Source organism: Collinsella sp. BIOML-A6, from assembly GCF_009875845.1.
Lineage (GTDB): Bacteria > Actinomycetota > Coriobacteriia > Coriobacteriales > Coriobacteriaceae > Collinsella > Collinsella aerofaciens_H.
The window spans coordinates 86,158-104,431 of record NZ_WWSL01000003.1 but is presented as its reverse complement, the minus strand read 5'-3'; the positions used below and the strand labels follow the sequence as shown (position 1 = coordinate 104,431).

The following is an 18,274-nucleotide window of genomic DNA, read 5'->3' as shown; positions in this document are numbered from 1 at the left end:
AATCGGGGCCGTTTGTGCCCCAGGAATCCGAATGGATTAATCGAGCTCCTAAGGGACTTCTTGGGTTCTTGCTAATGGTCTGCCGAGGATGCCCCCAATGCAGACAGCGGGCATTTACTCAATATAGCTGGGGTTCTTCTTGATGATCACGCGTGCAGCGATGAAGGAGACGACGATGGCGATGATGGCGACAACGCATGCCAGCACGAAGTTGCCCATGGACCCATCGGGAGCGATAAAGATGAGTGCCGAAAGAAGGCCGGGGCATGCTCCCGCAACATACTCTTTCAGAACAAAGATGCCTGCAGGGAGTCCAGCGCAGAGCGCGCCGATTGCCGTGCCGACAAGCAGACGGGGACGCTCGATGAGGCAACCGTAGAACGCGGGCTCGGTTACGCCACAGAGTGCGGTGACGGCAACCGTGGTGACCATACCCCTCTTCTCTTTGTTTCCCTTCATGGCAGTTGCCAGGGCGAGGCTCGTGCCGCCAATGCAGAGGTTCGATATGAATCCAAAGATAATGGGTGCCCAACCGAGCTGCGCCAGGCTCGTAACTTCGATTGCGATGTAAGCCTTATCGAGACCGAGCATGACGAAATAGGGGTTAAGGGCTGCCAGGATCGGAGTAGCGATAAATGCCACGTTGTCCATAAGCCACGTGACGGCATCGCTCAGCGCGTAGCCCATCATGCTGCCGGCGGGGCCAAGGATAATCAGCTCGACGGGCACGACGATGATCATGGTGAGCAGCGGCTTCAAGAACAGTTTGGTAACGTCGGGAATGATCTTCTGAAGGCCGCGGTCGACAAAGTACATGAATACAACGCCCAGTACGATGGGCACTACCGTACTCGAATAGTCGTTCGTCGGGATGGGAATACCAAGAAAGTCGAGACCCTCGGCACCGCTAATGGACGAGCTGATCATGATCGCGCCCAGCAATGCGCCCATGATGGGCTGCATCTTCATGACGGCTGCGAGTTGATAACCAAGATAAACGGGCAAGAAGCTAAACGAAGCGCTAAAGATCGCCAACAGGACCTGGGCGGTTCCGCTATCGGTGCTCAATCCGCAATAATTGACCAGGAGATTCTTGATCGAAAGAATGAGTCCGCCAACGATGAGCGCCGGGACGATGGGCATGAATACCTGTGCAGAGACGTTCCCGAATTTCTCAATCAAGCCCATGGCGGTGTTACCGCTTTTAATGCCTTCTGCAAGGTCTTTGGCGGTTTGGGCATCGTCGGCAACCGTGCCACCGCCGACTTCGATTCCCGCGAAGTCGAGGAAGTCGTTGTAAGCCTCGGTGACGTTGGGGCCGATGATCACCTGAAGCTGGCCACCGCTGACTACTGCCCCGAGCGCCTGATCGGCCGATTTGGCGAGCTGGAGATCGATGATCGAGGTGTCTCGTGAGTCGATGCGAAGGCGCGTCGCACAATGAGTTACCGATGTAATGTTCTCTTTGCCGCCAACAGCCTTTAGGACTGTTTCGGACATTGCCTGATATTTCATCTCTTTCTCCTAACCTTCCTGCTCCTGATACTTCGAGATAAGGCCTCGGTACCAATACCAGCTCTTTTTGGGGGTGCGCTCCAGATTGTTCTCGAAGTCGATATGGACAAGTCCGTATCGTTTTTCGTAGCCGTTGATCCAGCTATACAGATCCATCGTCGACCAGAGGTAGTAGCCCTCAACGCGCGCGCCGTCGCGCTTAGCCCTCATCATGTGCTCGATGAACTGGCCCAGAAGCTCGATGCGGTCATCATCGTGGATCATTCCGTCTGCGTCTGGTTGCTCATAGGCGCCATGTCCGTTTTCCGTAATAAAGATGCGGGGCGCGTCATAGCGCTCGTGGACATCCATGATGGTTGAATACATGCAGCCTGGGAGTATTTCGCGGCCCCATTTATTGCGGGGAACATTGCTGTCGCGGGCGCTTTCAAACAAGGGCGCAATGCATTTTCCTTCGACCTTTTTGCTCGAACCGCCCTTATTGTTCGCCGAAACGGCAAGCTCTCCACCGTGCCAGTCGGTTACATACTCTCGGCAATACACGTTGAGTCCAATAAAATCGACTTTACCGTCTCTGAATTCTTCTACATCATTTGGGGATCGATAGAGCGAGACGCCAAGTTTTTCAAGGATTTCGTCCATTTCTGGCGGCAGTTGACCCTGAAGCGCTGGTGCCAGAATCATGCGATTGGCGAAAAAGTCTGCGTATCGAAATACGTCATCAGGGTGCTCGGTTGCCGGGTCGAGTTCGACAACGCCGCCATCGTGGACGGCGCCGATGATGCCGTCGTAGCCCATTTGACGATATGTTCGAACTGCGAGTGCGCTTGCGCGCATCAGGTTGTACTGAAACTGCATGTACGACTGAACGTCGAGCGATCGATTGGGGGGATAGTTGCCCAACATGTTTACGCAGTAGCTGTAGAAATGCGGCTCGTTAACGGTAGCCCAGATTTTGACGCGGTCTCCAAAGCGCTCAAAGCAAATCTTGGCGTATTTGCAGAACCACTCTGCCATGTCGTTGTTCAGCCATCCGCCTTTGCAAGCAAGCGTGAATGGCAGATCGTAATGGAACAGCGTAACGTTGGGCTCTATGCCATTTTCGAGGCAGCAATCAATGACTCGATTATAAAAATCGATACCCTTTTCATTCACTTCGCCGATACCCGTGGGGATGATTCGACTCCATGAAAGAGAGAAGCGATAGGTGTTTTGTCCGCCTTCTTTCATCATGCGGATATCTTCTTCATAGCGATGGTAGAAGTCGCAAGATACATCACCGTCAACATGGTTGATGTTCTTATTGCTTGTGTGGCTAAAGAAATCCCACTCGCCAAGGCCTTTGCCGTCTTCGTTCCAGGCACCTTCGCACTGATAAGACGCCGTGGCGGAACCCCAGAGAAACGGCATATTGTTCACGTTGCCCATGAATCCCCTTTCCATCATTCAACACGGTGGATACGTGTGGCGGAATTACGATTAAGATGACGTCAACTGATTTGAATCATAGGAGAACGACTAAAGCTGTTTGATTCAATAAATGAACCATGATTTCGAGGAGAGCGGAAAGAGGGATCACGTGAATATCAATGACTTCGATGTGCTCAATCGCATTAGCTCCATCATCAACAGCGAGTTTGGGTCAAACGATGCCGCCATCGCTCGATATCTCATCGCTCACATTAGGCGTTCGAGCGAAATCAATGTTGCCGCAATAACCCGCGATGCATTCGTAACCCGTTCCGCTGTTCGTCGTTTCTGCAATCGATTGGGCTACCAGTCTCTTAGCAATTTGAAAGAATCATTTACTCAATCAGTCTTTCCAAGCGACTTAAGCCATCGAGAGGAGGAATTTGGCTACGAGGAGTACAGGGCAGAGCTTGACGTTCGCATGATCGAGATGTTCGCTGAGGTTGAAAGCGGCGTGTCCGATATCGCTATTAAGTACCTTGCCGACGAAATCGATGGCCATAAAAACGTTGAAATCTGGTGCACCAATAATGTGAGCGCCAATCTCGTACGATTTCAGCAGGAAATGTTTTATGCGGGCAAGATAGTTCGAATAGTTGCTGGGGCTAACGTCGCGGAATTGAAAAACATGGGAGACGCTTCGCAGTCATTGATAATTCTCGTATCGGTCTCCGGACTATTTGCGTCACAGGCGCGTGAGTATCTTGATTGCCGTTCGGGCAGGAAGATTCTAATTACTGCGTTTAGCAACGATGACAAATCGAGGTCTTTTGACCGTGTATATCGTCTTGGTAATGCGGGAAACGGAATTGACCGACTCGGCGTTTATTCGAAATATGCCATGACTTATTTCTTCGACTTGCTATCGTCGTGTTACTTGAGTCGCTACCCCTGCACCAAGGGGGAGCCGCTCTATGGGTCTACTTTGGCCTGGCCCGAGTAGTTGCGGCTCTATAGTTCTCCCGCCTGGAGAATGAGCGTGGATAATCTGCCACTTTGGCCTTAGAGCCGCGCTAAAAGCGGGAGATTATCCACGCTCGATTTCAAACGGGAGAAAGTTCACGCTCGATCGAGCCCGGGAAGCCCGATCGCGACCTATGTAATAGTGCAAGAGGGTCGTTATCGAAGGCCGATACCGCAGGCTCACTCCACTAAGCCAAAGTGTTCCCTCGGGAAATGTCACCAGCGCAGCCAAATCCACCAGCCTTCATATCTAAACTCAACAAAACCTCAGGTCAAAGGTACATAGATACGCCCGGAACCGTGTATCTAGAGGTTTTCGTTGACAGCCCCCAAGGTGGCATCGTATTATCTTCTTCGTTCGCGGGGGTGGCGGTCCAAAAGACCAAAGAACCTGCGGATACTTGAACGATTGGGAGTTTGCCCGAGTGGTTAATGGGGACGGGCTGTAAACCCGTTGGCTCTGCCTACATAGGTTCGAATCCTATAGCTCCCACCCGTCAAGTGCCTGTATAGCTCAGTCGGTAGAGCACTTCGTTGGTAACGAAGAGGTCACCAGTTCAAGTCTGGTTGCAGGCTCCATCCGGCGGTGTAGCTCAGTTGGTTAGAGCACACGGTTCATACCCGTGGCGTCACTGGTTCGAATCCAGTCACCGCTACCATAGGTAACACGGTGGCTTCTCAATAGTATGTTGAGAGGCCACTATGGTATAAAGGCAAAGTCCCGTCCGGGGACGACCTGTTTAGAGGAGGGCTTTATGGCCAAAGAGAAGTTTGAGCGCACTAAGCCGCATGTTAACATCGGCACCATTGGTCACGTCGACCACGGCAAGACCACGCTGACCGCCGCCATCACCAAGGTTCTCTCCGAGACCGAGGGCTGCAAGGCTGACTTCACTGCGTTCGAGAACATCGACAAGGCTCCCGAGGAGCGCGAGCGCGGCATTACGATTTCCGTCTCCCACGTCGAGTACGAGACCGCTGCCCGTCACTACGCTCACGTTGACTGCCCGGGCCACGCTGACTACGTCAAGAACATGATCTCCGGTGCTGCTCAGATGGACGGCGCTATCCTGGTCATCGCCGCTACCGACGGCCCCATGGCTCAGACCCGCGAGCACATCCTGCTCGCCCGTCAGGTCGGCGTTCCCTACATCGTCGTCTTCCTGAACAAGTGCGACATGGTCGACGATGACGAGCTCATCGACCTCGTCGAGATGGAGACCCGTGAGCTCCTCTCCGAGTACGATTTCCCCGGCGACGACATCCCCGTCATTCGTGGTTCCGCTCTGGGCGCTCTCGAGGGCGACGCCAAGTGGATGGACGCTATCCGCGAGCTCATGAAGGCCGTCGACGAGTACATCCCGACGCCTGCGCGTAACAACGACCTCCCCTTCCTGATGGCCGTTGAGGACGTTATGACCATCTCCGGCCGTGGTACCGTTGCTACCGGCCGTGTCGAGCGCGGTGAGCTCAAGCTCAACGAGCCCGTCGAGATCGTCGGCATCAAGGATACCCAGAACACCGTTGTTACCGGTATCGAGATGTTCCGTAAGTCCATGGACTTCTGCGAGGCTGGCGATAACGTCGGTCTGCTGCTCCGCGGCATCAAGCGTGAGGACATCGAGCGCGGCCAGGTTCTCTGCAAGCCCGGCTCGGTTACCCCGCACACCAAGTTCACCGGCGAGATTTACGTTCTGACCAAGGAGGAGGGCGGCCGTCACACCCCGTTCTTCGATGGTTATCGTCCTCAGTTCTACTTCCGTACCACCGACGTTACCGGTACGGTCAAGCTTCCCGAGGGCACCGAGATGGCTATGCCTGGTGACCACATCACCATCGAGGGCGACCTCATCCACCCGATCGCCATGGAGGAGGGCCTGCGCTTCGCTATTCGCGAGGGTGGCCACACCGTCGGTTCGGGCATCGTCTCCACGATCATTGAGTAAATTAGCTCTCTGATATAGCTGACTTAGAGAACCCGGCACTTATATGGGTGCCGGGTTCTTTTCTGCAATGGATATTGAGCTGTTGCTGGTGTCGAGAGGATCGATAATGGTCCTGGGCGCACCGTCGATTAGCTCTCGATGGCTTCATTGATGTGTTCCAAATATGAATGGATCCACCGAGAACCAATTGACTCGAGGTTTTCGTTGACAGCACTTACGTAGAGCTGATAAAGTACAAACTCGTGCCCGTACGGGGCGGAAATGAAAGGTTCAGGATTAATGCGTACTCTAGTTACTCTTGCGTGCACTGAGTGCAAGCGCCGCAACTATACGACCACCAAGAACAAGTCGAACATGCCTGATCGTATGGAGATCAAGAAGTATTGCCCCTGGTGCCGTCACCACACGCTGCACAAAGAGACTCGTTAGTCTCTAGTCACATACGCCAGTAGTTCAATTGGTAGAGCATCGGTCTCCAAAACCGAGTGTTGAGGGTTCGAGTCCTTCCTGGCGTGCCAGTCATTATTCCGTAAGCTCCCAATTGGGGGCTTACGGTTTACTCATGTATAAGCGCATTGCGCGGAGGTAACCCAAATGGCCAACAAGAAGAACAAGAAGAAGGCTCAGCAGCCGGCACGTGCCAACAATGCTGCCGCCAACTCCAAGGTTGAGGCCAAGAAGGCCGTTGCCAAGAAGAACGAGAAGGCTGCGAAGTCTAAGAAGAACGTGAAGCCTGGTTTCTTCGCCCGCACCAAGAAGTATTTCGCTTCGGTCAAGTCCGAGATGAAGCGTGTCACGTGGCCCGATAAGAAGGAGCTCGTGAACTACTCGGTCGTCGTTTGCGCTTCTCTGGTCGTCGTCGGCGTCGTCATCGCTCTGCTCGATGCTGGCTTTGGCGAGGCTCTTGCTCTGTTCTCTGGATTGAGGGGCTAAACCATGTCTAAGCGTTGGTACGTCGTTCACACTTACTCTGGATACGAGAACCGCGTTAAGTCCGATCTCGAGCATCGCATCGAGACTATGGGCATGCAGGACCGTATCTTTGATATCGAGATTCCTATGGAGCGCGTCACCGAGATTAAAGAGGGTGGCAAGCGCGAGACCAAGGATTCCAAGATCTTCCCGGGTTATGTCCTGGTCCGCATGGAGATGGATGACGATGCTTGGACGTGCGTTCGTAACACGCCTGGCGTCACCGGTTTCCTGGGCGGCAACGGCAAGCCCGCTCCGCTTTCCCGCGACGAGTACAACAAGATGACTCGTCGTCCCGGTAAGGGCGATTCGCCCAAGCGCACCTCGGTTGATATTCAGGTCGGCACATCCGTCCGCGTCACCGATGGCCCGCTTACCGACTTTGATGGCAAGGTCTCCGAGGTTAACACCGAGGCTGGCAAGCTCAAGGTCACACTGATGATTTTTGGCCGCGAGACGCCGGTCGAGCTCGACTTTAACCAGGTCGCTGTCATCGCTTAAGTTTTCGTCCGTTCGCGCGAGCGTGCTTCTTCTGTGACTGCTCATCTCAGGAGTGCTTCTAACACGTGCGTGCTTACGATATAGCAAATACTTCACACTCGTGATTCGAAAGGAATGACCATGGCTGAGAAGAAGGTTGTCAACGTTATTAAGCTCCAGATTCCTGCTGGTGCCGCTAACCCCGCTCCTCCCGTCGGCCCCGCCCTGGGCGCTGCTGGCGTGAACATTATGCAGTTCTGCCAGGCTTTTAATGCCGAGACGCAGGACAAGAAGGGCGATGTCATCCCCGTTGAGATTTCTGTCTACGAGGATAAGTCCTTCTCCTTCATCACCAAGACCCCGCCGGCGGCTCACCTCATCAAGAAGGAGCTGAACCTCAAGTCTGGTTCCGCTAAGCCCCAGGCCGACAAGGTTGGTCAGCTCTCTCAGGAGCAGCTCACCAAGATCGCCGAGATCAAGATGCCGGACCTCAATGCCAACGACATTGACGCCGCCAAGAAGATCATCGCCGGTACCGCCCGTTCCATGGGCGTCACCATCGCTGAGTAGCGTTTTTCTAGGTAATGACGGGTGCTCCGACCGGGGCGACCGTTAAATGTGTGTAATAGGGCACACGATACGATGTGGGAGGGCTCATGCCCGTTTAACCACAGGAGGTAATGCACATGGCTAAGCATGGTAAGAGTTATAACGCCGCTGCCGAGAAGATCGACCGCGCCACGCTCTATACCCCCCTTCAGGCTGCCAAGCTCATCAAGGAGCTCGACACCGCCAAGTTCGACGAGACCGTCGAGGCTCACTTCCGTCTGAGCATCGATACTCGTAAGGCTGACCAGAACATCCGTGGTTCCATCTCCCTGCCTCACGGCACCGGCAAGACCGTTCGTGTTGCCGTCTTCGCCGAGGGCGAGAAGGCCCGCGAGGCCGAGGCTGCCGGCGCCGACATCATCGGTTCCGACGAGCTCGTCGCCCAGATCCAGAAGGGCGAGATTAACTTCGACGCCGCTATCGCTACGCCGAACATGATGGCCAAGGTTGGCCGCATCGGTAAGATCCTTGGTCCCCGTGGCCTCATGCCGAACCCCAAGCTCGGCACTGTGACCATGGACGTTGCCAAGATGGTCTCTGAGCTTAAGGCTGGCCGCGTTGAGTACCGCGCCGACCGTTACGGCATCTGCCACGTGCCCCTGGGCAAGAAGTCCTTCTCTGAGCAGCAGCTCGTCGAGAACTACGCTGCCCTGTACACCGAGATCCTGCGCGTCAAGCCCTCTTCTGCTAAGGGCAAGTACGTCAAGTCCATCTCCGTGTCTTCCACCATGGGCCCTGGCGTCAAGGTCGATCCCGCTGTCCAGCGCGACTTCCTGGCTGAGTAACTTATAGTTACCGTCTGAGTAAAGCAAGCATTGCTCAAGAAACCCGGTCCTGCCTCGTGCAGGACCGGGTTTCTTGCTATCGCGCCAAAACCACCACAAAGGGATAGGGTTCTCTTTGTGGCGGTTACCAGGGTGTTCTGGCGGTAGAGGATTCGATGGCCTCGTGGCGCTTGAGTTCGCGGCGCATGGTTTGCAAATTGAGCCAGGCTGCCTGCCAGCCACGGATGGGGTGGTGCGCTTCGTTAAGTTCAAACTGCGTATAGCCGCAGGCGTTGATGATCGTTGACCCGCATGCATGCCGACGCTCGCGCTGAAAGTTCTGGCCATAGCATTGGTGCACATGCCCGTGCACCATATAGTCGGGATTCCATGACTCGAGCGCTGTGTTAAAGCATTCGAATCCTCGATGCGGTAGATCATCCAGATCGCCCACGCCGGCAGCGGGCGCATGGGTGAGCAAGATGTCGCAGCCGCCGACCATCCTCACTTTGCGGGACAGCTTGCGCACACGCTTGGCCATCTCGCGCTCGGTATACATGTTGGCACCGTCTCGGTAGCGCATGGAACCGCCAAGCCCCGCAATGCGGACGCCGCGATACACGTACACGGTTTCTTCAACGCAGATACAGCCGCCCGGTGCATGACGCGCGTAGCGGTCATCGTGATTGCCGCGCACGTAGATGAGCGGTTTGTTGATGACCGTGACCAAAAACTCAAGATAATCCGGATCCAGATCGCCAGCGGACAAAATCAGGTCGATACCCTCAAAGCGCTCCTTGCGAAAGCACTCCCACAGGCATCGTTCTTCGGTATCGGCTACGGCAAGGATTTTCATAGGGCGCGGACCTTCGGCTCATCGTTGGGCTGCGGAATGGTGCCCACCACGTTGTCGGCCAGCCAGTCCATCTCGACGATTTGCGTGCTCGGCAGCGGGGGAAAGCCCTCGATCTGCACCACGCCGTCTTGGCTATGGAGCTCGCCGCCAAATGGATTGATGGAACCCTCGACGATGCCATTACGCAGTAGCTGAACAAGCTTGCGCGTCTGATAGGGCAGGCCCGGAGCGTAACGAATGTCGATAACGCCCGCGCTCATGCCGTACCAGTAGTTGACAACGCGCACCTGATTGTCGTCACTGGTCTCATCCCAGGTGCCATGCAGCAGGCTTCGCACGATAAGCTCGTAGTATCGGCCCCAGTTCCATACCGGCATGGCGATGCCGACGACCTTGCCATCGACCAGACGGTGGAGTCCGTAGGCCGTAGGGTCTACGAGCGACTTGGACATGTCGACGCCGGTCATAACACTCACGCCTTCGCGGCACATGGCCTCGGCAAGGCCTCCGGCGGACACATCGCCCCAGGTAAGGATTACCTGCGCGCGGGGGTCGAGCAGCGAGGCGCCAATCGCAAAGGCGTTGATTTCGCTAAGTGCGCCTGACGCAAAGACCGACGCATGGTAGCCAATGCGATGGTTGTCCGCCATGCTGGCCGCAAGGGCGCCCAGCAGAAACTTGGCCTCGTACATCTTGCCAAAGTACGAACGAACGCTTTGGTGGGGAAGACCGATAGAGCAGTTAAGGAACCGAACCTGGGGATACTCAACGGCGGCCCTGAGCGTGTATTCCATCAGGCGGTGCGAGGTCGAGAAGATGACGTTCGCCCCGTGCTTGACGGCGGTCTCCACGGCGGCGTAGAACACGTCCGGATCGTGGCAGTCCTCGAATACCTCGGTGCGCACGATGCCGCCAAAGTGCCCGTCAAGATACTGGCGCCCTTGGTCGTGTAGGCTGTCCCAGCTCGACGTGGCGCAGGGGAATTCATGGATAAAGGCGATACGTAGGGGGTTGGCCGCCGAGTAGACGGTCTTGCCCATAAAGAAGTTGAGCACGCTGGAGGTGGACTTGGCGGGTGCTATATCCTCATCGACGCTCGGTGCCTCGACAAGATTGACCTTCTCCTCATCACGTTTGCCGGCAATGATCAACTCGCGCCAAATCTTGCACAGGCGGTTTACAACGATATCCGTCGGCGTATCCAGCAGACGGTCTTGGTTGTACACGTTGAGGTAGACGAGCATGGCGTCGGCGGGCGTAATGTCCAGATGGTCGCCACCGGCGCGCAGGTAAGCGCGCTTAAAGAGCAAGAAGGTATGGCGCAGATAGACGACCTTTTTCTGTGGCCATTTTTCGACAAGGTCCTGGCCGAACATCTTGGCTAGTGTTTCGTAGCCGCCTTCGCGCGAGAACTCAATTTCATATAGGGGGCAGACGTACCAAAATGCGCAGAACTCGCCATAGAGGTGGCTTTCGACGGAATCCCATGTGCCGGGGTAGAGACGGGTGACCTTGGCCGAAACCGTCGGGGCGTCCAGGAATTTGAGGACGCTGACGCGTTTGTTGCCCTCCTGGACGTAAAACCGATGCATGAACTCGGTGACGATGATGGGGTCGCGATAGCCCTCGGTCACCTGGATGTCGTAGAGGTTGGACCACTTGCGGGCGAACTCGGTGCTAAAGGGCAACAGGGGCATAAAGTTGCACGAAAAGGCAGACTGACGGCCCTTGGTAACCGTGCCGACGACCATTTCGAGCGGAATGTCCCTTAGGCCGATGCTCTCTCGCTGGCCTAAGGGGAGCTGGGCAACGAGGCTATCGAGGTCCGTGAGGTACGGATACTCGCTTTGGCTGATGGCACGTCGACGTCCTTGCTCGCCGCGCTTGCGTGCTTGACGATAGGCCTCTTCCAAAGTTTTGCTCCCTTAGTCGTTTAAACAACTATAGAAACCATGGTACCATCGTCTCGGTCGCACGAAAAGGGGCAGCTCGTAAAGGGCGGCTGGGCCATTAAGAAATAAACCGCCCATTTGCCCAGATAAAACCTGCCAAAATAAACCTGTCCCTATTTGGCAGGTTGGGCAATGATGGGGGCGATGGCGCGGATGCAGGCGTCGGCTGCCGTGAAGGTGGTGCTGTTGTCGCTGACGATAAAGATGATTTTGCCCTTGACGCCAAAGTCGCCGATTTCGCTAAAGAGCACGTACGGCTCCTTGTCAAAATCTGAAATAGGCGAGACGGCCGTTTTGGTGGCGCTGACGAGCTCGTCTGCTAGCGCATCGAGCGACACCCATTTGGAGGGGTCTTTCACCGCGACGGGCACGGCAACGCGCCCAACGGGCATGAGGTGCACGAGCGTGTTCTTGGAGATGTTGGAGTTGGGGACGATGATGGTCTGCCCGCAGGCGTCCTCGATGGTCGTATGGCGCCAGGTGATGTCTTGGACCACGCCCGACACACCGCCGACCTCGATATTGTCGCCGGGCTTGATGATGCCCATAAAGGTCACCTGCATGCCACCGATAAGGTTTGACAGTGTGTCCTGAAAGCCGAGCGAGATGGCGATGCCGCCGACGCCGAGAGCGGCGACGAGGGCGTTTGCGTTAATGCCAAAGCAGTTGTCGAGGATAAAGCTGCCGCCGATCATCCAGATGACGGCGCGCGCGATGTTGATGAAGATGCTCGATGAAGGGAGTGGGTTATCGTCGCGGTTAAGCAGGTGGTGCAGCGTCCTGGACGCGACCTTGGCGGCAACGGCGGTACCGATGCCCAAAATACCTGCCCAGAAGATGTTGTGGACCCATCGTTGTGCAAAGAAATGAAGAATTGGCTCAAACAATTCCATGTAGGGAAACCTCCTCATGATTGTCTAACCATGATACCCACTAAGAAGCCCATCCGATCACATTCGGACGGGCCGGTAACTTGAGAAGGGGAGGTCGCAGCGGCGTAGGTTGGGGTGCCGGCGAGCACGCCGGCAAGGAGTGCGGCGGTCAAGGCAAGACGGGGGAGGAGCCTTCTCGTGGCAGTTTCCTTAGTTCTTAACCAGTGGTTCCTGCTGATGCTGGATTATCGACATAATATGCGAAAACCGCCGCAAAGGTGTCTGTCCCTTTGCGGCGGTTTTGACGTTTGCCCAGATAAAACCTGCCAAAATAAACCTGTCCCTTTTTGGTAGGTTTAGCTCAGCAGCATGCGGTCGTTGGCGAGCTCGCCACCCGAGACCTCCTCGAACTTCTGCAGCAGGTCGGCCACGGTGAGCGACCTCTTCTCGTCGCCTGCCACGTCGTAGATTACGTGGCCTTCGTGCATCATGATCAGGCGATTGCCCAAACGGATGGCGTCGTTCATATTGTGCGTGACCATGAGCGTGGTCAGGTGGTTCTCGTCGACGATCTCCTCGGTCAGATTGAGCACCTTCGATGCTGTCTTGGGGTCGAGGGCCGCGGTGTGCTCGTCGAGCAGCAGCAGGCGTGGCTTGGTGAGCGTGGCCATCAGCAGGGTGAGTGCCTGGCGCTGGCCGCCCGAGAGCAGGCCGACCTTGGCGTTGAGGCGCGTATCCAGACCGAGGTCCAAGCGCTTGAGCAGCTCAACGTACTCGTCCTTCTCGGCTTTGGTGACGCCCCACGAAAGACCGCGCCGCTGACCGCGACGCTTGGCGAGGGCTAGGTTCTCGGCAATCTGCATGTCGGCCGCGGTGCCGCGCATGGGGTCCTGGAACACACGGCCCAGGTACTTGGCGCGCTGCGACTCGCTCAGACGTGAGATATCGTTGCCGTCGAGCTCAATAACGCCCGAATCGAGCGGATACACGCCGGCAATCATGTTGAGCAGCGTGGACTTGCCGTCGCCGTTGCCGCCGATCACGGTCACAAAGTCGTCGTCGTTAAGGGTGAGGTCGACGCCGGTGAGTGCGCGCTTCTCGGTGACGGTGCCCTTATTAAAGGTTTTTTTGACGTGCGAGAGCTTAAGCATCTGCCTCATCTCCCCTCGTGTAGGAGCTGCGGAGCTTGTAACGCTCCCAAACCACAGGTACGCACAGGGCCACGGCAACGATCACGGCAGAAAGCAGCTTCATGTCGTTGGCGTCCATGCCCAGCTGCAGCACGATGGCGCGGATGAGGAAGTACACCACGGAGCCAAAGACGGCGGAAGCAAGGCGGACACTAAACTGCGTGAGTCCGCCGGGCAGCAGGCGACCGAGCACCTCGCCGATGACGATGGCGGCAAGGCCGATAACGATGGCGCCGGTGCCCATGCCAATGTCGGCATACTTTTGGCTCTGGCAGATAAGCGCACCCGAAAGGCCGATGAGGGCGTTGGAGAGCACGAGGGCGATCATCTTGGTGGTGTTGGTGTTAACGCCCAGGGCGCGGATCATGTACTCGTTGTTGCCGGTGGCACGCAGCGCCGAGCCGATCTCGGTACCAAAGAACCAATACAGGATGGCGACGATGGCCACGGCCAACACGATGCCCAGGATGATGGCAACGGTGGACTGCGGCAGACCGGTCATATTGCTGACGGCCGAGAACACGGTGCCCTTGGCAAGGATGGGTGTGTTGGACTTGCCCATGATGCGCAGGTTGATGGACCACAGGCTGATCTGCGTAAGGATTCCGGCGAGGATTGCGGGAATCTCAAAGACGGTGGTCAGAATGCCCGTGACGGCGCCGGCGATGGCACCGGCGCACATGCCGGCCAGTACGGCGAGCAGTGGGTCGACGTTATTGTTGACGATGAGCACGGCGCAAACACAGCCGCCGAGGGCAAAGCTGCCGTCGCAGGTCATATCGGGGATGTCGAGCAGGCGGAACGTGATAAACACGCCGAGCACCATGATGCCCCAGAGGACACCCTGCGAAACGGCGCCCTGCAATGCAATGAGCATGCTTCATACCTCCTAGGATAGGGTGGACACGTGATTCACCATAATAGCGGTAACAATGCATAGAAGAGTTACGGACAGACGTTTTGTTTTACCTGAAACAAGCAGGGCGGACGCCGGTCTTTAGCGTTCGCCCCAATGACTCAGATATTGAATAACGCGGCTGTGGCGCGCGTGCGGGCCCTAGACGCGTTACCGCGCATGGCGCTACTCGTCCAGAGCGGAAAGGTCGATGCCTAGGGCCTCGGCCATCTCGTCGTTCTTGACGACGACCAGGTCCTTGCTCGAGAGGTGCTTGATCGGCATATCCTCGGGCTTGGCCTCGCCCTTCAGGATCTTAACGGCCATCTCGCCTGCAGCGTAGCCCAGGTCCTCGTAGTTGATGGAGAGGGTGAACAGGCCGCCGGCCTTGCACATGCCCTCCTCGCCAGTCACGAAGGGGAGCTTGTTCTCCTTGCAGATCTGGCCGACCTGCGAAGCACCCGCGGCGATGGTGTTGTCAGTGGGGGAGTAGAGTGCGTCGACCTTGCCCACGGCGGACTCGACGACGGACTGAATCTCGTTGGAGCTCGAGACGGTGAAGTCGGTGTACTCCAGGCCAAGCTTGTCGAGTTCCTTCTTGGCGGCCTTGATTTGGACGTCGGAGTTGGACTCGGCGGTGCAGTAGAGCAGGCCGACCTTCTTAACGTCGGGCAGGACCTTCTGCATCATCTCGAGCTGCTCGGCGACCGGGGTGAGGTCGGAGGCGCCGGTGACGTTGGTGCCGGGCTTGTCGTTGTCCTGGACCAGGCCGGAAGCGGCGTAGTCGGTGATGGCGCAGCCAACGATGGGGATATCGGCCGTGGCGCCGGCGGCAGCCTGCGCGGCGGGCGTAGCGATGGCATAGATCAGGTCGACGCCATCGCCCACGAACTTGTCGGCGATGGACTTACACGTGGACTGGTCGTTCTGGGCGTTCTTCTGGTCGATCTTGACCTTAAGGCCGCTCTCCTTGATGGCCTTGACAAAGCCGTCGTTGGCGGCATCGAGTGCGGAGTGCTCGGTGAGTTGCAGAACGCCGATGGTGTAGTCGGAACCGGCGGCAGCAGAGCCGGAACCAGAGTTGCCGCCGCATCCGGCGAGCGGGGCGAGCGCGAGCAGACCGGCGGAGACCAGAAGGCTCCTGCGGCTGATGGTGATGTCCTTCATATCATTACCCCCAGTATAAAAATGGCTGGAAACACTGCACTGGGACAAAGTGCAAGTGGAACTATAGTAGCGCTGATGTCCATTTTTACAACAGCCTGGCGGGTTTTTTAATACAGAATCGGATGGGCGGTACGGGTAGTCGAATGGACGGCGGAGGGTCTTATGCGGTGGAGGCGGCGTCGTCCTCGTCCAGGGCGGCGAAGAGCTTCTTGCCGTCGAGGAGACGTGTGGTGACGTTTCTCATGCGGCCGATCTCAACGGTACGCAGCGTGTCGTCGGCGCCTCGCGCGTCATAGACCGTTCCCAGCAAATACGAGATGCCGTCTCGTTGCTTGATGGCAAAGGGCCGGAGTGTCATCCGTGCCACTTCGACCTCTCCGCGTGCCGTGACACTCGAAATATCAAAACTCACCGTGGTTCCGTGGTCGATGGCCTGCTCGATGAGCTCGCAGGCATCGATGCGCTTGACGGGCGTGCGTGTGGCCTTGGTGGATTTGCCGCCTACGCTTGGAGCAGGCTCGGGTGCATCGAGGTAGCCGCGAACGTCGGCGCTCGCCATGGCGACCAAGTGCTGCGCCATGCTCTTGCGGATAGCGATAGGCGTGGAGCGGTTGCGCATGACCATACCGTGGAGCCGGATGATCTCTTCATCGGTGAGCGGGCGGGTAAGAAGTTTGTAGCCCACGCCGCGTTTGTACTCAATTTCGTATCCGGCATGGCGAAGCGCGGAGATGGCGGTGTAGATGCTGCGCCGCGCCGCCGAGATGGGCATGCGGGCGGGGTCGTCGGGATGGGCGAGGCACCGGATCAACTCATCGGAAAGCATGGCCTTGTCCTCGCCGGTGTTTTCGCTTAATAGTTGCAGGATGCGAACGGCGCGATAGGCTGCCATCGAGGCGGCGCCCCTCGTCGTGGTGTCGTAGGTTTCAACAGCGGCTTCGGTCATGGTGTCCACGTCCTTTCCGTTTTGGGTGGCGACGGTATGGAGCCTAGGACGTGGGGCTTTCCCAGGGGCGCAGGGCGCTCTGGGCGGTCGGTAGTCGTCGGCAAGCGGCGGGTCGAGTTTTCAACAGCCCTGCTCAACTGACCAAAATCTTGCCAAAAGCTTGACGGATACTGTTGAAAAAAGCGCCCCTCGGCTTGCCGAGAGGCGCTGGCGTGATGCGCTGGAACGCGTTTGGTGGCGCTGTGGCGATTAGAAGTCGGCGTTGCCCACGGTGCGCGGGTGCGGCAGGACGTCGCGGATGTTGCCCACGCCGGTCAGATACATGACCAAGCGCTCGAAGCCCAAGCCGTAGCCGGCGTGCTTGCAGGAACCGTAGCGGCGCAGGTCAAGGTAGTACTTGTACTGCTCGGGATTCATGCCCAGGTCCTTGATGCGGGCCTCGAGCAGATCCAGGCGCTCCTCGCGCTGGGAGCCGCCGATAATCTCGCCGATACCGGGAACCAGGCAGTCGGCGGCGGCGACGGTCTTGCCGTCCTCGTTCATGCGCATGTAGAACGCCTTGATCTCGGCCGGGTAGTCGGTTACGAAGGTCGGTCGCTTAAAGTGCTCCTCGGTCAGGAAACGCTCGTGCTCGGTCTGCAGGTCGATGCCCCAGCTGACGGGGTAATCAAACTGGTGGCCAGCAGCGACTGCCTGCTCCAGGATTTCGACAGCCTCGGTGTAGGTAACGCGGGCAAAGTCGGAGTTTGCCACATGGTCCAGGCGCTCGATCAGGCCCTTGTCCACAAACTTGTTGAGCATATTGAGCTCGTCGGGGCAGGTGGCCATAACGTCCTTAAGGACGTACTTGAGCATGGCCTCGGCGTTATCCATGTAGTCGTTCAGGTCAGCAAAGGCCATCTCGGGCTCGATCATCCAAAACTCGGCGGCGTGGCGCGTGGTGTTGGAGTTTTCGGCGCGGAAGGTGGGGCCAAAGGTGTACACGTCGCCAAAGGCCATGGCAAAGTTCTCGGCATTGAGCTGGCCGGACACGGTAAGGCTCGCGTGCTTGCCAAAGAAGTCCTGGCTCCAGTCGACCTCGCCGGACTCGGTGAGGGGCGGGTTTTTGGGGTCGAGCGTGGTCACGCGGAACATCTCGCCGGCGCCCTCGCAGTCACTCGTGGTGATGATGGGGGTGTTGACGTAGACAAAGCCCTGCTCCTGGAAGAAGCGGTGGATAGCGGCAGCCGCGACAGAGCGGATGCGGAACACGGCGCGGAACAGGTTGGTGCGCGGGCGCAGGTGCTGCTGGGTGCGCAGGAACTCGACGGTTGCGCGCTTCTTCTGCAGCGGGTAATCCGGGGCACTCGTGCCCTCGACCTCGATGGAGGCGGCAGAAAGCTCGAAGGGCTGGGGCGCATCGGGGGTCAGTTTGACGGTGCCGGTGCAGATGAGTGCGGCCGAGACGTTTTGATGGGCGATCTCGTCGTAGTTGTCGAGCGCCTCGCGGTTCATGACGACCTGCAGGTCGCGGAAACAGCTGCCGTCGTTGAGCGTAACGAAGCCAAAGTTCTTCATGTCGCGGACGGACTTGACCCAGCCGGCAACGGTGACGGTCTGGCCACCGAGCGACTCGGCATCGGCATAGAGCTGCGCGATTTTGGTGCGGTTCACGTATCCTCCCATAACGGTTGTACG

General features: G+C 57.3%; 17 protein-coding genes and 4 tRNA genes. 11 read left to right on the top strand and 10 right to left on the bottom strand.

The annotated features are described in order from the left end of the window. Positions 1-114: 114 nt before the first annotated feature. Both GT495_RS01855 and GT495_RS01850 read right to left on the bottom strand, forming a co-directional pair. Positions 115-1,515: a PTS transporter subunit EIIC gene (locus GT495_RS01855; RefSeq protein ID WP_161161239.1), complete on the bottom strand. Its 1,401-nt coding sequence runs from the start codon at positions 1,513-1,515 to the stop codon at positions 115-117. 9 nt (positions 1,516-1,524) lie between these two features. Then, positions 1,525-2,943 carry a glycoside hydrolase family 1 protein gene (locus GT495_RS01850; RefSeq protein ID WP_161161238.1) on the bottom strand — a complete coding sequence of 473 codons (1,419 nt, stop codon included), beginning with the start codon at positions 2,941-2,943 and terminating at the stop codon, positions 1,525-1,527. 151 nt (positions 2,944-3,094) lie between these two features. Between GT495_RS01850 and GT495_RS01845 the strand changes: the two genes are divergently transcribed. The 11 genes from GT495_RS01845 (at position 3,095) to rplA (ending at position 8,740) form a co-directional block, all read left to right on the top strand. Then, positions 3,095-3,928: a hypothetical protein gene (locus GT495_RS01845; protein ID WP_161161237.1), complete on the top strand. Its 834-nt coding sequence runs from the start codon at positions 3,095-3,097 to the stop codon at positions 3,926-3,928. Positions 3,929-4,359: 431 nt separating this feature from the next. Further along, a tRNA-Tyr gene (locus tag GT495_RS01840) sits at positions 4,360-4,441 on the top strand. A gap of 10 nt (positions 4,442-4,451) precedes the next feature. Further along, positions 4,452-4,527: transfer RNA gene (locus GT495_RS01835), tRNA-Thr, on the top strand. Between the two features lie 3 nt (positions 4,528-4,530). Then, positions 4,531-4,607: transfer RNA gene (locus GT495_RS01830), tRNA-Met, on the top strand. Positions 4,608-4,703: 96 nt separating this feature from the next. After that, positions 4,704-5,894 carry an elongation factor Tu gene (tuf, locus tag GT495_RS01825; protein WP_035137538.1) on the top strand — a complete coding sequence of 397 codons (1,191 nt, stop codon included), beginning with the start codon at positions 4,704-4,706 and terminating at the stop codon, positions 5,892-5,894. 279 nt (positions 5,895-6,173) lie between these two features. Further along, positions 6,174-6,323 (top strand): 50S ribosomal protein L33, encoded by a 150-nt coding sequence (rpmG, locus tag GT495_RS01820; RefSeq protein WP_117655047.1) that lies wholly within the window; start codon positions 6,174-6,176, stop codon positions 6,321-6,323. A gap of 13 nt (positions 6,324-6,336) precedes the next feature. Then, positions 6,337-6,412, top strand: a tRNA-Trp gene (locus tag GT495_RS01815). A 76-nt stretch (positions 6,413-6,488) separates the two neighbouring features. Further along, on the top strand, positions 6,489-6,827 hold the full coding sequence (secE, locus tag GT495_RS01810) for a preprotein translocase subunit SecE (protein ID WP_152077807.1): 339 nt from the start codon (positions 6,489-6,491) through the stop codon (positions 6,825-6,827). Between the two features lie 3 nt (positions 6,828-6,830). Beyond that, positions 6,831-7,367: a transcription termination/antitermination protein NusG gene (nusG, locus tag GT495_RS01805; RefSeq protein WP_006234984.1), complete on the top strand. Its 537-nt coding sequence runs from the start codon at positions 6,831-6,833 to the stop codon at positions 7,365-7,367. A gap of 120 nt (positions 7,368-7,487) precedes the next feature. Beyond that, positions 7,488-7,916, top strand: coding sequence for a 50S ribosomal protein L11 (gene rplK / locus GT495_RS01800; RefSeq protein ID WP_161161236.1), 429 nt, complete (start codon positions 7,488-7,490; stop codon positions 7,914-7,916). 116 nt (positions 7,917-8,032) lie between these two features. After that, on the top strand, positions 8,033-8,740 hold the full coding sequence (gene rplA, locus GT495_RS01795) for a 50S ribosomal protein L1 (RefSeq protein ID WP_152077809.1): 708 nt from the start codon (positions 8,033-8,035) through the stop codon (positions 8,738-8,740). 124 nt (positions 8,741-8,864) lie between these two features. On the opposite strand, the gene GT495_RS01790 is transcribed toward rplA, so the two are convergent. From GT495_RS01790 to asnS, 8 genes are all read right to left on the bottom strand, one after another. Then, complete coding sequence (locus tag GT495_RS01790; RefSeq protein WP_161161235.1) at positions 8,865-9,575, bottom strand: metallophosphoesterase; 711 nt, start codon at positions 9,573-9,575, stop codon at positions 8,865-8,867. Next, positions 9,572-11,488: a BMP family ABC transporter substrate-binding protein gene (locus tag GT495_RS01785; protein ID WP_161161234.1), complete on the bottom strand. Its 1,917-nt coding sequence runs from the start codon at positions 11,486-11,488 to the stop codon at positions 9,572-9,574. The genes GT495_RS01790 and GT495_RS01785 overlap by 4 nt, the downstream gene beginning before the upstream one ends. A 152-nt stretch (positions 11,489-11,640) precedes the next feature. Continuing rightward, positions 11,641-12,420 (bottom strand): mechanosensitive ion channel family protein, encoded by a 780-nt coding sequence (locus GT495_RS01780; RefSeq protein ID WP_161161233.1) that lies wholly within the window; start codon positions 12,418-12,420, stop codon positions 11,641-11,643. A 335-nt stretch (positions 12,421-12,755) separates the two neighbouring features. Further along, positions 12,756-13,550 carry an ABC transporter ATP-binding protein gene (locus GT495_RS01775; RefSeq protein WP_161161232.1) on the bottom strand — a complete coding sequence of 265 codons (795 nt, stop codon included), beginning with the start codon at positions 13,548-13,550 and terminating at the stop codon, positions 12,756-12,758. Next, positions 13,543-14,466 (bottom strand): ABC transporter permease, encoded by a 924-nt coding sequence (locus tag GT495_RS01770; RefSeq protein WP_152073440.1) that lies wholly within the window; start codon positions 14,464-14,466, stop codon positions 13,543-13,545. The genes GT495_RS01775 and GT495_RS01770 overlap by 8 nt, the downstream gene beginning before the upstream one ends. A 204-nt stretch (positions 14,467-14,670) precedes the next feature. After that, entirely contained in the window at positions 14,671-15,651 is a 981-nt protein-coding gene (locus tag GT495_RS01765) for an ABC transporter substrate-binding protein (protein WP_161161231.1), read from the bottom strand. 160 nt (positions 15,652-15,811) lie between these two features. Further along, entirely contained in the window at positions 15,812-16,597 is a 786-nt protein-coding gene (locus GT495_RS01760; RefSeq protein WP_161161230.1) for a hypothetical protein, read from the bottom strand. 249 nt (positions 16,598-16,846) lie between these two features. Beyond that, positions 16,847-18,250, bottom strand: a complete 1,404-nt coding sequence (gene asnS / locus GT495_RS01755; protein WP_161161229.1) for an asparagine--tRNA ligase — start codon at positions 18,248-18,250, stop codon at positions 16,847-16,849. Between the last annotated feature and the right edge of the window lie 24 nt (positions 18,251-18,274).

Bases quoted from the DNA above. Each gene is read 5' to 3' on its own strand.
- GT495_RS01760 (WP_161161230.1), bottom strand. From the start codon at position 16,597: ATGACCGAAGCCGCTGTTGAAACCTACGACACCACGACGAGGGGCGCC.
- GT495_RS01770 (WP_152073440.1), bottom strand. From the start codon at position 14,466: ATGCTCATTGCATTGCAGGGCGCCGTTTCGCAGGGTGTCCTCTGGGGC.
- GT495_RS01780 (WP_161161233.1), bottom strand. From the start codon at position 12,420: ATGGAATTGTTTGAGCCAATTCTTCATTTCTTTGCACAACGATGGGTC.
- nusG (WP_006234984.1), top strand. From the start codon at position 6,831: ATGTCTAAGCGTTGGTACGTCGTTCACACTTACTCTGGATACGAGAAC.
- rplA (WP_152077809.1), top strand. From the start codon at position 8,033: ATGGCTAAGCATGGTAAGAGTTATAACGCCGCTGCCGAGAAGATCGAC.
- tuf (WP_035137538.1), top strand. From the start codon at position 4,704: ATGGCCAAAGAGAAGTTTGAGCGCACTAAGCCGCATGTTAACATCGGC.
- secE (WP_152077807.1), top strand. From the start codon at position 6,489: ATGGCCAACAAGAAGAACAAGAAGAAGGCTCAGCAGCCGGCACGTGCC.
- rplK (WP_161161236.1), top strand. From the start codon at position 7,488: ATGGCTGAGAAGAAGGTTGTCAACGTTATTAAGCTCCAGATTCCTGCT.
- GT495_RS01850 (WP_161161238.1), bottom strand. From the start codon at position 2,943: ATGGGCAACGTGAACAATATGCCGTTTCTCTGGGGTTCCGCCACGGCG.
- GT495_RS01765 (WP_161161231.1), bottom strand. From the start codon at position 15,651: ATGAAGGACATCACCATCAGCCGCAGGAGCCTTCTGGTCTCCGCCGGT.
- GT495_RS01775 (WP_161161232.1), bottom strand. From the start codon at position 13,550: ATGCTTAAGCTCTCGCACGTCAAAAAAACCTTTAATAAGGGCACCGTC.
- GT495_RS01790 (WP_161161235.1), bottom strand. From the start codon at position 9,575: ATGAAAATCCTTGCCGTAGCCGATACCGAAGAACGATGCCTGTGGGAG.
- rpmG (WP_117655047.1), top strand. From the start codon at position 6,174: ATGCGTACTCTAGTTACTCTTGCGTGCACTGAGTGCAAGCGCCGCAAC.
- GT495_RS01855 (WP_161161239.1), bottom strand. From the start codon at position 1,515: ATGAAATATCAGGCAATGTCCGAAACAGTCCTAAAGGCTGTTGGCGGC.